This window comes from Rickettsia endosymbiont of Ixodes pacificus (assembly GCF_000965155.1).
In the GTDB taxonomy this organism is placed as follows: Bacteria; Pseudomonadota; Alphaproteobacteria; order Rickettsiales; family Rickettsiaceae; genus Rickettsia; species Rickettsia tamurae.
Genome location: NZ_LAOP01000001.1, coordinates 177,022 through 190,040, shown reverse-complemented (window position 1 = coordinate 190,040; position 13,019 = coordinate 177,022). Strand labels below are relative to the sequence as shown.

The following is a 13,019-nucleotide window of genomic DNA, read 5'->3' as shown; positions in this document are numbered from 1 at the left end:
TATGACCTGCAAAATTATTGGTTGCGGCGGGTATCTTCCTTCAAAAATAGTTAGTAATGACGAACTTGCAAAATTTGTAGATACTAATGATGAATGGATTAGAACAAGAACAGGTATTACGCAGCGTCATATAGCAGGTGATACAGAATATACTTCCCATCTTGCTTTAAAATCGGCTGAAAAAGCTATAGTAGATGCAGGGATATCAGCAAATGATATTGATTTAATTATTACATGTACTACTACTCCGGATAATAGCTTCCCTTCGGTCGCCTCTAAGCTTCAAGGTTATCTTGGTTTAACTAATATACCGTCTTTTGATTTACAAGCAGTATGTGCCGGCTTTGTTTATGGTTTACAAGTAGCGAATTCTCTTATCTCATCAGGTAAATATAAAACTATTTTGCTTATAGGGGCCGAGAAAATGACGTCATTATTAGACTGGAATGATAGGACTACTTGCGTCTTATTCGGCGATGGAGCAGGTAGCGTAATATTACAGCGTAGTAGTGATGACTCCGGTTTAATAGATAGTAATATTTTTGCAAGCGGAGCTGATTATGAAATATTATACACAAACAGTGGTGTAAGTATGAACGGTATTAGTGGCAAAATAGTTATGCAGGGGCAAAAATTATTTCGTCATGCAATAGAAAAAATGCAACAATCTATAAAAGATTTACTGCATGCTAATCAATTCAGTGTAAGCGATATTGATTATTTTATACCTCATCAAGCAAATATCCGTATTATTAATAAACTCGCCGAATCATTAAACCTATCAGAACATAAGGTAATAAAAACCGTAGAGAAGCACGCTAATTGTTCAGCGGCTTCTATTCCGCTTGCTTTGAGTACTCTTAAAGCATCAGGTAAAATAAAAAAAGGTGATATTCTACTATTTTCAGCTATCGGTGCAGGTCTTACTTGGGGCAGTGCATTAATAAGATGGTGAATATAATCGTTTAATTTGAAAATTGGCAGCGTTACTTAATTTGCTTATAATCCTCACATATTATATATACGCTGCGGTTATAAGCTTCAAAATCGATTCCTCTTTTCTACATTAAACTTCATTTATCTATTTATCCAAAGTATCTACTCGTATTATAAAAATGATATTTTTACCACATTTATACATGAGTAATTGCATTTTATAATATTTTAGCCTTTAAACTAATAAAATAATGATATATACTAACTCACATAGCTTTTGGTTAGTTTAGTTTTATGAACTAGCTAAAATGAATTCAATATTAATAAATTATAATCTCAAGGAGTTTAATTATGAAAACAAAAATTACATTAGCTTTTCTTGCATTATTTGTGCTTGCAGGGTGTAATACAACAAAAAGAGCACCGCAATTTGACGGTAATATGAACCAAGGTGAAGAAACCTCATTAATGAAAGATTTTGAGAAGCATGCAGGAAATGCGGTATGGTTTGCTTTTGATAGCTCTGCTTTATCACCAAAGGCTAAAGAAGAGTTAGAGAGACAAGCTTGCTGGTTATCAAAGCATCCTGAAGTAAAAGCTACTGTTGAAGGACATTGCGATGAAAGAGGTACCAGAGAATATAACTTAGGCTTAGGTGAAAGAAGAGCAGCAGCAGCGAAAAAATTCTTAGCTAATAAAGGAATCGATCATAACAGATTAAATACAATCTCTTATGGTAAAGATAGACCTGCTATGATGGGTAATACTGAAGAAGCTTTTGCTTATAACCGTAGAGCTGTAACAGTTGTACATCACTAAAATTATTTACTAATTATAGTATCCTAAAAGGTCGAGTTTACTACTCGGCCTTTTTTTATTTATAACTTGATGTTATTATTGCGAAAGCGTTGATGAGTGGACACCAAATCGTCATTGCGAGCAGCCATAGGCTGCGTGGCAATCTCATGAAATAACAACAAACTTCTGAGATTGCTTCGTCAATTACTTTGTAATTTCCTCGCAATGACGAAAAAACTGATCCACATTGCCCTGTTTTTTAGGCGATACCTCAAAAATATAAAAATTTTACTAGACTTAACTGCATAATAATTATATAAATTTCAAATGAAAAGGGGCTGTAGCTCAGTTGGTTAGAGCACGCCGCTCATAACGGTGTGGTCGTAGGTTCAAGTCCTACCAGCCCCACCATACAAATTCTTATTTAAATTCGCATTAGCACTGAATTTATAATGATTAATCTAAAAACACTTTCTTGGTATCTTACTAAATTATATTCTAAGTGTTTCTTTATTATATTATTTCTTTTAATCGGGCTATTAATTATCTCAAATATTTTTGATCTTTTACAAAAATTCAAAAATATTTATGTTCCTTTTAGTTTTTTTTGGAGACTTATTTTATATAAGATCCCTTATTTACTAGGTCAAGTATCTTCGTTAATTAGTTTTACCGCTATGTTATTTTTTCTTAGAAATCTAACAAAAAATAATGAATTAACGGCTATGTTATCTAGCGGTATTCATATTTGGCAAGTGCTTGTTATTCCATGTATTGTAACTTTAATTTTAGGTATAGTTTTTACGACTATATTGAATCCTATCGGTACTATAGGCTTACAAAAATATGAGTTATTAGAAGCAAAACTAACTAAAAAAGCCTTGAGTGAGGGTATAATATCTAAATCTGGTTTATTATTTTTTGAATCTTTAAATGATGAAAATCAAATTATCCAAACACAATTTATTAATGTTGCCGAGAAAAAATTAAATAATATTACAATTTTATTTGTTGATAGTAATAATTCTTTTTTAAAGAGAATTGATGCATTATACGGTATTATTGAAAATAAAATGTTACATTTAAATAGGGTTAAGGTTTTCACAAAAGAGGAAACTAAGGCTTACAACAATTTAACTATACAGGCAAATTTATCAATTAATAGTTTAGTAAATAAATTTATTCGTCCTGAAATGGTTTCTATTTGGGCTTTACCTAAATTAATTAATGAATTATTAAATTCAGGTTTACCGGCTATTAATTATCAAATTTATTATTACAAGCAATTATTTAAGCCTATAATGATGATGGCAACCGTAATTTTAGCAAGTTGTTTTATTAGTCTTAAACATCGTGATAATTCCCAAGAAAAAATACTGATATTAGGTTTATTTTCAGGTTTTATAGCATATTCGTTATCAGAAATATTATTAAAAATACTTACTTATAATAATTTGTCTTTAATTGCTGCTATTTTATTACCTAGTATGCTAATATTTTTTATTAGTAACTTTATTATTTTACATTATAAGGAGATTTGAATAAAGTATTGATGCTATGTCATCCCAGCGGAAGCGGGGGATCCAGTTAAATGTCATACCGCGACTTGATCGCGGTATCTTAGGACATAGTCTGTTATACAAGATCCCGTGGTCAAGCCACGGGATGACAATAAGAATCAAAAAATAAGTTTTTAGAATTTAGAGAGAAAAAATAAAATGATAATGAAATTTTTGGAAGGGTTTTCTTCCGGTATGGCTATAGATCTTGGTACGGCAAATACTATTGTCTATCAAAAAAGTCGTGGAATTGTTCTAAGGGAACCTTCTGTTATTGCGTTAATAAAAAAAGACGGTGCTTTTGTGCCTTATGCTTATGGTCATGAAGCAAAAATGATGCTTGGGCGTACTCCTACGGATATTGAAGCAAAAAGACCTTTAAAAGACGGTGTTATTGCCGATTTTAAGGGTGCAGAGGAAATGATAAAGTATTTTATTAGAATGGTGCATAATCGTCGCTCTTTTTTTGGTCCGACAATTGTTATTTGTGTGCCTTCCGGTTCTACGCCGGTTGAGCGTCGTGCTATCCAAGAAGCAGCAGAAAGTGCAGGGGGTAGGGATGTCTATTTAATTGAAGAACCTATGGCGGCAGCGATCGGAGCAGGGCTACCCGTAACGGAAGCGACCGGTTCGATGATTGTTGATATTGGAGGAGGCACTACGGAAGTTGCAGTTTTATCACTAGGGGGCATAGTATATGCAAGGTCGGTAAGAGTCGGCGGTGATAAGATGGATGAAGCTATTATCTCATATATAAGAAGGCACTATAACCTATTGATAGGTGAGGCTACTGCCGAAAAGATAAAGCAAGAAATAGGTACGGCTTATGTAGATGAAAATGCTGAGCCGAGAAAGATTGAAATTAAAGGACGTGATTTAATTTACGGTATTCCTAAAGAAATGATATTGAACGAAAGACAAATTGCTGATAGTCTAATTGAACCGGTAAGTCAAATTGTTGAAGCGGTAAAAGTAGCACTAGAAGCAACACCTCCTGAGTTATCTTCAGATATAGTCGATAAGGGAATTGTTTTAACAGGTGGCAGCTCATTATTACGAAACCTCGATTTTGTTCTTAGTGAAGCCACTAAATTGCCGGTGATAGTTGCAGATGATGCCCTCTCTTGTGTAGCACTTGGAACAGGAAAAGTACTTGAAGATTTTACAAAGCTAAAACATGTACTATTTAAACAGGATTAAAAATGGCAATACTTGCAAATAGAGTAAAAAATTCTTCAAATTCATTAGAATTAATAAGAATAATATCAAATACTCTTAAGCGTTTTTTTGTTATATTTGGGCTTGGATTGTCTGTATATTTATTTTTTACTACGCCTAAAAAAATATCTAGTATATCACTTGAAGTAACCGGTAGTATAGTATCAACCGGTTTAGCAGTTTATGAAGATATATTTGAATATATAAATTCAATAACACAAAAATTTATTTATTTTCAAGATTTAGAACGAAAAAATATAGAACTTAAACTTGAGATAGCAAGATTACAACATTTGCAAAGTGAAGTAGAATCGGTAAGAGCCGAAAACATTGCATTAAAAGATTTGTTAACGATTGCTGAGGAAGAAGAATTTGAATATATTACTACTAAATTACTGAGTGTTTCCTTTAATCCATTTTCTAGAACAGCTTTGATTTCTGCAGGTAAAAAGCAAGGCATTGAACTTGATCAAATCGTTGTTAATTCAGGAAAATTAGTAGGAAAAGTAATAGAAGTGAGTAATAATTATGCTAAAGTAATGTTAATTAGCGATGTTAATTCTAGAATACCTATTAAAGCTAATTCTTCAAGAGAACAAGGTATTTTAGCAGGTAATAATAATAATAGTAAAATTTTATACTTGCCTAACAATCATTTAGTACAGAAAGATGAGGAGATAGTAACCTCTGGGCACGGTAACATTTATCCTGCAGGTATTTTAGTGGGTTATGTGTCTAAAGTTACGGAACATGATGTTATGGTAAACGTAGCAGCTGATCTATCTAAAACGGAATTTGTACAAATATTATTGCCTAAAGAGTAATTTCTGTTTTTTTAATGTTGTACTCTATGTCATTCCCGCATAGGCGGGAATCCAGTAAAACCTATAAAAAACTTGTTTATTTTATCAATAATATGTAATTTCGTTATTATGTCGGTGAAATAGATATTATTGCGTTACGTAATAAAGAAATTGTTTTTATTGAAGTCAAAGCAAGAAGCTCTAAAATTGATGATAGATTTGTATCTTTCAATCAGCAAAGAAGAATTACTAGGGCTGCTGAAATGTTTTTAAGTAGCAATTCTAAATATAGAAATTATAATATCAGGTTTGATTTGTAATTATAAGATCTTATAAATTACCTATAATTATAAAAAACGCATGGTAGTATAATTCAAAAAGCTTTTGTAGGTCTCGCCTTTAAATTCGTCTTGTCTGAAGCTTTCTGAATTATACTACATCAATATTTAATTTATTCGGAGTATGTGATATGGCACTTGCTACTAAAGTAAAAGAATTTTTAGAAGAAAAATTAAAACAAGAAAAGATAGATCGTAAATATCTTGCTCAAGTTACTGATATCCCTTACACGACCGTTAGCAGAATTATGAGAGCAGAAGTTAATCGTGAATTTAATCCTGAAATAGATACTATTTTAAAAATAGCAAAATATTTTAATTGTACTATGGATGAGGTAATAAAAAGAAAAGTACAGAATAATTCATAAAGCTTGATACAAGCGAATTTTGCATGACTCGCCTGTACTCACGTAGTTTACCTACTGCTTTCGCAGGCTCGCATTTAAATTCATCTTGTCTGAATCTTTCTGAAATATGCTGTACCTACGAAATAAAACATAAAATATGACAATAAAAAATAAAGGACTGATTATAATTTTATCTTCCCCTTCAGGTACAGGTAAGTCAAGTTTAGCTAAAGCATTATTGAAAATAGATAATAATTTGCGTTTATCTATTTCGGCAACTACAAGAAAACCACGTTTAGGAGAAGTAGAGGGTATAAACTATTACTTTAAGACCGGTCTAGAGTTTGAAGAATTAGTTAAGCAGAATAAATTTCTTGAATATGCTAAAATATACGATAATTATTACGGTACGCCTAAAGAATATGTCGAAATGTTATTAAATCAAGGCTTGGACGTTTTGTTTGATATTGATTGGCAAGGAGCAAGGAGTATTAAGAAAAATGCTACTAATGTTGTTGCTATATTTGTATTGCCTCCTAGTATTGAAATACTGGAACAACGCTTAAGAAATAGAGCGACCGATAATGAAGAAGCAATAAAATTACGTATGCAGTCGGCACAAAACGAAATGTCACATGCTAATGAGTACGATTATGTAATTACTAACGATGATTTCGACCATACGCTTAAAAAAATACATGCGATTATAGTTGCAGAACGAGAAAAAGCGTTTTGACTTTATCGTTTTTTCTTTCTATACTGAAAATTAGAAGTTATGTTTCTAATTTTCATGGTACTAGTTTAAATGCTTAGAAAACAATTCCTTTCATCAATAATAAAACATTTTAAAACTCATAAAGTTTGTGCCTTGTTAGGACCAAGGCAGTGCGGAAAAACTACCCTTTCTAAACAGTTCGCAGAAGCTTATAATATTCCTAAAATCAATATTTTTGATCTTGAAAATCCCTTAGATTTAGCAAGATTAAATGAACCGATGCTTGCTTTGTCTGATCTAAAAGGATTTGTTATTATTGATGAAATTCAGTATAAACCGAATCTATTCCCTATTTTAAGAGTTCTTGTTGATACAACTGATATTAAATTTTTAGTACTAGGCAGTGCATCAAGAGACTTAATTAAACAAGGTTCTGAAACACTAGCAGGTAGAATAGGTTATATTGAAATGACACCGTTTACCTTATCTGAAGTGTCAGGTACTCAGCAATTATGGATACGCGGCGGATTTCCTTTATCATATCTTGCAGATGATGAAGAGTTAAGTGCTTTATGGCGTCAGAATTACATTAAAACATTTTTAGAAAGAGATATACCAAATTTAGGTTTTACAATTCCGTCTATGCAGTTACGTAGGTTTTGGTTAATGCTTTGCCATTATCACGCTAATATATTTAATGCCTCAGAACTTGGGAATTCTTTATCTATCTCATATCATACCGCAAAGCATTATTTAGATATTTTAGAGGGAACTTTTATGATCCGTATTTTGCAGCCTTGGTATGAAAACCTTAAAAAAAGACAAGTTAAAACTCCAAAAATCTTTTTTAGAGATAGTGGAATATATCACGCTTTATTAGGCTTAAATAATTATGAAGCTTTAAGCACTCATCCTAAAATAGGTGCATCATGGGAAGGATTTGCCTTAGAACAAATTATTAGATATTATAAAGCAGAACCCGAAGAATGTTATTTTTGGTCATCTCATAATGGAGCGGAAATAGATCTTTTAATTTTTAAAAATGGAAAACGTTTGGGGTTTGAAATTAAATATACAAATACGCCGAGCATTACAAAATCAATGCAAATATCTTTAGAAGATTTAAAACTTGATCAAATTAATGTAATATTTCCAGGTGATATTAGCTTTAAATTGTCAGAAAAAATACAGGCAATAGGTCTTTCGAGCTTAATTCAAAATGATACAAAAGCTGTAACTATATAGTTACAGCTTTTAGAATGTTATATTATTTCACATACGCCTTTTTTAGCACCTTTGCCGGCAAGTTTTGTTTGCTGAGCTTCATAATCATTATTATGCATTTTATCAAAATTTTGATCAACTGTTAAATATGTTGTTCCGGTACTATTAGGTGGGCTTACCATATTTTTCATAGGTTGAGATTTTATCTCGTTTGATAAAGTTGTTGTTTTAGCTTTAATTCTTTGTAATTCCGCTAATGTATCCATATCATTACTTTGTTTACTCATATTTTCTCCTATATTTATTTGTTAAATTTTATCTTATCCACACGTTATTTTGTTTTTTTTGTTGAACTTGATTACTTTGCTCAACTTGGTGATTCTTTGGGGTAGCTATTGGGTTATTTAAAGAATCTTTTATTTTATTAGCTTCACGTTGAGTATTAATTTTACTACATATATTTTTACGTACATCTTGATCTTCACTGCTTAAATTTTTATTATTGACTATTGCTTCCTGTTGGCTATTGAGTAAAAAATGCTTCTGTTTAAATTCTTGATGTTTGTTAGGATCTAGAGTATTTTTTGATTTCTCTATAGCATCTCCAAGCTGATTTATTTTTTCTTGATTTTCTTGGTGAAATACATTAACAATTTCTATTTCTTCTTGAACGTGTTTTTGAACTTTTTTAGCTTCTTTTACTACAGTGTTTTTAACTGCTAGATTTTCTTTCTTTACTTTTAAATTCTCTTCTAATTCCTTAATTTGTTCAGGTAATAAATTTTTATCTTTTAATTTCTCGGTTAAATCATTAATTTCTTTTTCTATAATCTCTTTTTCTTCATTAGCTTTTTTAACTACTATATTTACTTTTTCTTGTTCCTTCTTAAGCTCTGCAAGTTTTTGTCTACGTTCTTCTATTTCTTCTTTAGTTAAAATATTTTTATTAATCGCCTGTTCATCGATTATCTCTTCTCCATTTTCATTTATTCTAACCATTGTTGCTATAGGAGAAGATAATTTTTTATATTCTTCTGATTTTCTCTTAAATCCATCATGGATAGCATTAAGTTCTTGAATTTGCCTTGCAGCTTCCATTTTATATTGTATTATTGCTTCTTCCTGTTCTCTTTGTTTTTCTAACTGTTCTAGCTCTTTTTGAGTAATTTCAGAATTAAGCTGGCTTTCTGCTAGTTCTTGCTTTTTTAATGCTATAGCCTCTACTTTTTCTGCTATATCATTAATAAAAGAACTATCGGATTTAATATTTCGAGCTGCACTTACTAATCTACTTAACTCTGCAGGGTTATTAGTAGCGGTAATTTGAGCAAGAATAGCTTTGATATCATTAAGTGCTTGAGGATCAGTTGTTTTTTCTTTTTGTGGATATCCTTTATTCGTAATTTTACTCACAATAACCTTTTATGTGTGTTCCCATTATCCATAAAACGTTAATAAAAATTAACAATTAAGTCAAGAAAATTTTAACAAAAATTAATTTTGTATTTCTAGCCATTGATTTAATAACTCATCTAGCTTCTTTTTATCATGAGTTAATTGATTTGTGATCTGAGTGTATTTTTGAGGATTATCTAAATACAGATTAACGTCTTCAAGTTCTTTTTCTAAGTGTTTGATGGATATTTCTAGCTTCTCAATATCATTTGGTAATGTTTCAAGCAAACGCTGGTATTTATAAGATAGCTTTTTATTTAGAGGTTCTTTTTGAGAAGTTAATGGTAGTGGTTTTGAAGCTTTTTTAGTTATAGGAGAGGTAGTAAAATACTGCTTATAATCTTCATAACCTCCTGTCAAATCATGAATTTTACCTTGAGCGAAAACTAAAGTTCTAGTAACTAACCTATCTAAAAAGTCACGATCATGGCTCACGACTATTAAAGTACCTGAATAATCTGCAAGTATATCTAGTAAAATTTCCAGACTATCCATATCGAGGTCATTAGTCGGTTCATCTAAAATTAACAGATTTCCAGGGTTAATTAGAATTTTTGCAAGTAATAATCTATTAGCTTCACCGCCTGATAAAATAGCAGTTTTTGCATTAAGTAGTTTAGGATTAAACATAAATTGTTTTAAATAACCGGCAACATGCATGGTTTTACCGTTTGGCAAAAATACTTGATCACCGCCTGTAGGACATAAAGTTTGTTGTAATGTATGATTAGGCTCTAGTTTTTCTCTATGTTGATCAAAATATGAAATATCTAAATTACCGCCATATATAATTTTACCCAAGTCAGGTGTAAGTTGCTTTGTTAGTAATTTGATAAAGGTGGATTTGCCTGAGCCGTTTACACCGATTATACCGATTTTCTCGCCTTTTTTTACACGAAAGCTAAAATTATCAATAATTTTAGTATTTTTATAACTAAAAGTAATATTATCTGCTTCAATAATGAATTTACTTTTAGCTATATTTTCGGCAAGCTCTGCCCTAACTCTTTGTTTTGAACTAGCTAGTTTTTCAGTCTGTTCTTGTGTTATTGCTCTTAAAGCTTTCAACTCCGCAAGTCTCTTTTGATTCCGCTTACGTCTAGCAGTAACACCGGCATTTAACCATTCATTCTCTTGAGATAATTTTTTATTTAATTTCCGAAGAGCGTCTTCTTCTTGTTCTATGATAATTGTTTGCCATTCATCAAAAAATTTAAATCCTTTATCGGATTTACGTAAAATCCCTCTATCAAGCCACCAAATTTTATTAGTAACATTTGAGAGGAATGTTCTATCATGACTAACGCAAATAATAGCACCGTTATAAGATTTAACAAATTCTTCTAACCATTCGATTGTTTCAATATCTAGATGGTTAGTCGGTTCATCAAGTAGTAATATTTCCGGCTCTAATATTAAAGCTTTAGCAAGGCTTGCTCTTCTAAGCTGACCCCCTGAATAGGTTGATAAGTTATCTGTTCCGTTGATTTGTAATTTTTCTAGAATTATATCGATTTGGTATTTATCTATTTCTTTTGTACTATCTAAGACAAAATCATAAACAGTTAGATTAGTTTTTATAGAAATATCTTGTCTTAAATAACCGGTTGTAACTAAAGGATCTTGAAATAACTCACCGTTATCTAGCTCATAATTACCTGATATTACTTTCATTAAGCTTGATTTCCCGCAGCCGTTACGTCCTATAAGACAAATCTTATCGCCTTTGTACAAATAAAGCTCTAAATCAGATAAAATTACTTTATCCGCAAAGCTTAGATTACCGTTTTTGATGTAATAAATTGGGGTCATAATGGTGTTATACCGTGGCTTGACCATGGTATCCAGAAAACAATTTAGGATATATATTTTTTAGCATTTTTAAGCTGGATACCGTGGTCAAGCCACGGTATGACAATGATTTAGACTAAACCTTCTTAATCACTAAACTGGCATTAGTACCACCGAATCCGAACGAGTTGGAAAGCACGTAATCTATCTTAGTTTTCTTAGCTTTAAGTGCAACTAAATCTATCTTAACCTCATCCATAGGGTTATCTAAGTTTAAGGTTGGCGGTGCAATCTGATCTCTAATTGCAAGAGCTGAAAAGATAAACTCAACACTTCCTGCCGCACCAAGCAAATGTCCTATTGATGATTTAGTAGAAGACATTAAAACTTTGGGATTCGCTTCTAAAAATAATTTTTGTACGGCTGCTAATTCTATTCCATCACCAAGTGTAGTAGAAGTACCGTGTGCATTAATATAATCAATCATATCGGGCGTGATAGCTGCATCTAGCATTGCGTCTCTCATCGCTCTATAAGCTCCTCTACCTTCAGGATGTGGGGCTGTCATATGATATGCGTCACCTGTAGAGCCGTATCCTATAACTTCACCGTAAATTTTAGCACCGCGATTTACAGCGTGCTCATATTCTTCCAAGACTATAACGCCTGCTCCTTCACCCATAACAAAACCGCTGCGGTCTTTATCCCAAGGTCTTGAGGCTTTTTCAGGATTATCGTTATATTTAGTACATAATGCTCTAGCAGCAACGAAACCTGCAACTCCAACAGGTGTAACTGGAGCTTCTGCACCGCCTGCGATCATAACATCGGTATAGCCGTGCTTTATCATACGCATAGCATCGCCTATAGCATGTGCCCCTGTAGAGCAAGCTGTTACTGCCGTTTGGTTCGGACCGCTAAAACCGTATTTTATAGAAACAAGACCGGATAAAAGGTTAATTAATGAGGCGGGAATAAAGAAAGGGCTAACTTTGCCGTTATTTTCTTGATAAAGTTTGATAGAGGTATATTCGATCATTTTAAGCCCGCCGATTCCTGAACCTAATATCAAGCCGGTTCTATCACGAGATTCTTCATCTTCGGGTAACCAGCCGCTATCTTCAACTGCTTCGGTTGCGGCTGCTACTCCGTAATGGATAAATTTATCCATTTTACTTAGTCTATTAACGTCATCTGCTTGTGTGAAATTTTCAAGTTTAAATCCATCTTTCTCAGAGTTATCTATAAGTCCGGCAATTTTACACGCAAGTTTAGAGGTGTCAAATTCCGTAATAGTTTTTATACCGCTTACTCCGGTTACAATATTTTTCCAAGATGAGCTAACATTAAGCCCAACAGGAGTAACAAGTCCAAGTCCGGTAATAACTACTCTTTTATTTACTCTTTGATTCGACATTTTTAATTATCTATTAGGGATTTAATTTATGCAGATTAAGATTGGTGTTCTTTGATATATTTTATAACATCGGATACGGTTTTAATTTTAGTAGCTTCATCATCAGGGATATCAATACCATATTCAACTTCTATTGCCATCATTAATTCTACGGTATCAAGGCTATCGGCTTTCAAATCTTCTATAAATCTTGAATCCGTAGTTATTATCGATTTATCTTTATTTAGCTTTTCAGCAACCATTTCAATAACTTTCTGTTCGATCTTGTCCGTTGTACTCATAATTTTGAACTCCATAAATCATTTAATTTTATATGCCGTATAATAGCGGTTATTCGGCTATTAGACTTTATTTTAACTGTATGAATATTTATTTAAAATATTTATAGTATTTTATCTTTAAAAGAACTTCTAGCACA

Annotated in this window: 15 protein-coding genes, 1 tRNA gene and 1 pseudogene; 11 read left to right on the top strand and 6 right to left on the bottom strand. The window is 32.1% G+C overall.

Going from position 1 to position 13,019, the window contains the following annotated elements:
- Position 1 precedes the first annotated feature (1 nt).
- From REIP_RS01160 to REIP_RS01130, 9 genes are all read left to right on the top strand, one after another.
- Positions 2 to 955, top strand: coding sequence for a beta-ketoacyl-ACP synthase III (locus REIP_RS01160; RefSeq protein WP_045803609.1), 954 nt, complete (start codon positions 2 to 4; stop codon positions 953 to 955).
- Between the two features lie 332 nt (positions 956 to 1,287).
- Positions 1,288 to 1,755: a peptidoglycan-associated lipoprotein Pal gene (pal, locus tag REIP_RS01155; protein WP_023507138.1), complete on the top strand. Its 468-nt coding sequence runs from the start codon at positions 1,288 to 1,290 to the stop codon at positions 1,753 to 1,755.
- 313 nt (positions 1,756 to 2,068) lie between these two features.
- Positions 2,069 to 2,145: transfer RNA gene (locus tag REIP_RS01150), tRNA-Ile, on the top strand.
- A gap of 41 nt (positions 2,146 to 2,186) precedes the next feature.
- The gene (locus REIP_RS01145) at positions 2,187 to 3,275 is read left to right on the top strand and encodes an LptF/LptG family permease (RefSeq protein WP_045803608.1); all 1,089 of its coding nucleotides are present in this window, start codon (positions 2,187 to 2,189) and stop codon (positions 3,273 to 3,275) included.
- Positions 3,276 to 3,291: 16 nt separating this feature from the next.
- Positions 3,292 to 3,423, top strand: a complete 132-nt coding sequence (locus REIP_RS13075; RefSeq protein WP_269429032.1) for a hypothetical protein — start codon at positions 3,292 to 3,294, stop codon at positions 3,421 to 3,423.
- 29 nt (positions 3,424 to 3,452) lie between these two features.
- Positions 3,453 to 4,493, top strand: a complete 1,041-nt coding sequence (locus tag REIP_RS01140; protein WP_023507140.1) for a rod shape-determining protein — start codon at positions 3,453 to 3,455, stop codon at positions 4,491 to 4,493.
- A gap of 2 nt (positions 4,494 to 4,495) precedes the next feature.
- Positions 4,496 to 5,335, top strand: coding sequence for a rod shape-determining protein MreC (gene mreC / locus REIP_RS01135; protein WP_045803607.1), 840 nt, complete (start codon positions 4,496 to 4,498; stop codon positions 5,333 to 5,335).
- Positions 5,336 to 5,454: 119 nt separating this feature from the next.
- Positions 5,455 to 5,634, top strand: coding sequence for a YraN family protein (locus REIP_RS12045; RefSeq protein ID WP_331385735.1), 180 nt, complete (start codon positions 5,455 to 5,457; stop codon positions 5,632 to 5,634).
- Between the two features lie 149 nt (positions 5,635 to 5,783).
- Complete coding sequence (locus REIP_RS01130) at positions 5,784 to 6,020, top strand: helix-turn-helix transcriptional regulator (RefSeq protein ID WP_008579283.1); 237 nt, start codon at positions 5,784 to 5,786, stop codon at positions 6,018 to 6,020.
- Here the strand turns inward: REIP_RS01130 and REIP_RS08865 are convergent.
- Positions 6,004 to 6,126: pseudogene (locus tag REIP_RS08865) on the bottom strand (palindromic element RPE3 domain-containing protein); the annotation flags it as partial. The gene REIP_RS01130 and the pseudogene REIP_RS08865 sit on opposite strands and share 17 nt — an antisense overlap.
- A gap of 30 nt (positions 6,127 to 6,156) precedes the next feature.
- Here REIP_RS08865 and gmk point away from each other — a divergent pair.
- Together gmk and REIP_RS01120 are read left to right on the top strand one after the other, a co-directional pair.
- Positions 6,157 to 6,735, top strand: coding sequence for a guanylate kinase (gene gmk, locus REIP_RS01125; RefSeq protein ID WP_045803606.1), 579 nt, complete (start codon positions 6,157 to 6,159; stop codon positions 6,733 to 6,735).
- A gap of 69 nt (positions 6,736 to 6,804) precedes the next feature.
- The gene (locus tag REIP_RS01120) at positions 6,805 to 7,959 is read left to right on the top strand and encodes an ATP-binding protein (RefSeq protein ID WP_045803605.1); all 1,155 of its coding nucleotides are present in this window, start codon (positions 6,805 to 6,807) and stop codon (positions 7,957 to 7,959) included.
- A gap of 17 nt (positions 7,960 to 7,976) precedes the next feature.
- Here the strand turns inward: REIP_RS01120 and REIP_RS01115 are convergent, their stop codons facing one another.
- The 5 genes from REIP_RS01115 to acpP all read right to left on the bottom strand — a co-directional run bounded on the left by REIP_RS01115 (position 7,977) and on the right by acpP (position 12,897).
- Complete coding sequence (locus REIP_RS01115; protein ID WP_023507147.1) at positions 7,977 to 8,225, bottom strand: hypothetical protein; 249 nt, start codon at positions 8,223 to 8,225, stop codon at positions 7,977 to 7,979.
- A gap of 28 nt (positions 8,226 to 8,253) precedes the next feature.
- Positions 8,254 to 9,351: a hypothetical protein gene (locus REIP_RS01110; RefSeq protein ID WP_045803604.1), complete on the bottom strand. Its 1,098-nt coding sequence runs from the start codon at positions 9,349 to 9,351 to the stop codon at positions 8,254 to 8,256.
- Between the two features lie 81 nt (positions 9,352 to 9,432).
- A complete protein-coding gene (locus tag REIP_RS01105; protein ID WP_045803603.1) occupies positions 9,433 to 11,205 on the bottom strand; it encodes an ABC-F family ATP-binding cassette domain-containing protein in 1,773 nt (590 codons plus the stop codon).
- A gap of 115 nt (positions 11,206 to 11,320) precedes the next feature.
- Positions 11,321 to 12,601, bottom strand: a complete 1,281-nt coding sequence (gene fabF, locus REIP_RS01100) for a beta-ketoacyl-ACP synthase II (protein WP_045803602.1) — start codon at positions 12,599 to 12,601, stop codon at positions 11,321 to 11,323.
- Between the two features lie 35 nt (positions 12,602 to 12,636).
- Positions 12,637 to 12,897: an acyl carrier protein gene (gene acpP, locus REIP_RS01095; protein WP_197069174.1), complete on the bottom strand. Its 261-nt coding sequence runs from the start codon at positions 12,895 to 12,897 to the stop codon at positions 12,637 to 12,639.
- Between the last annotated feature and the right edge of the window lie 122 nt (positions 12,898 to 13,019).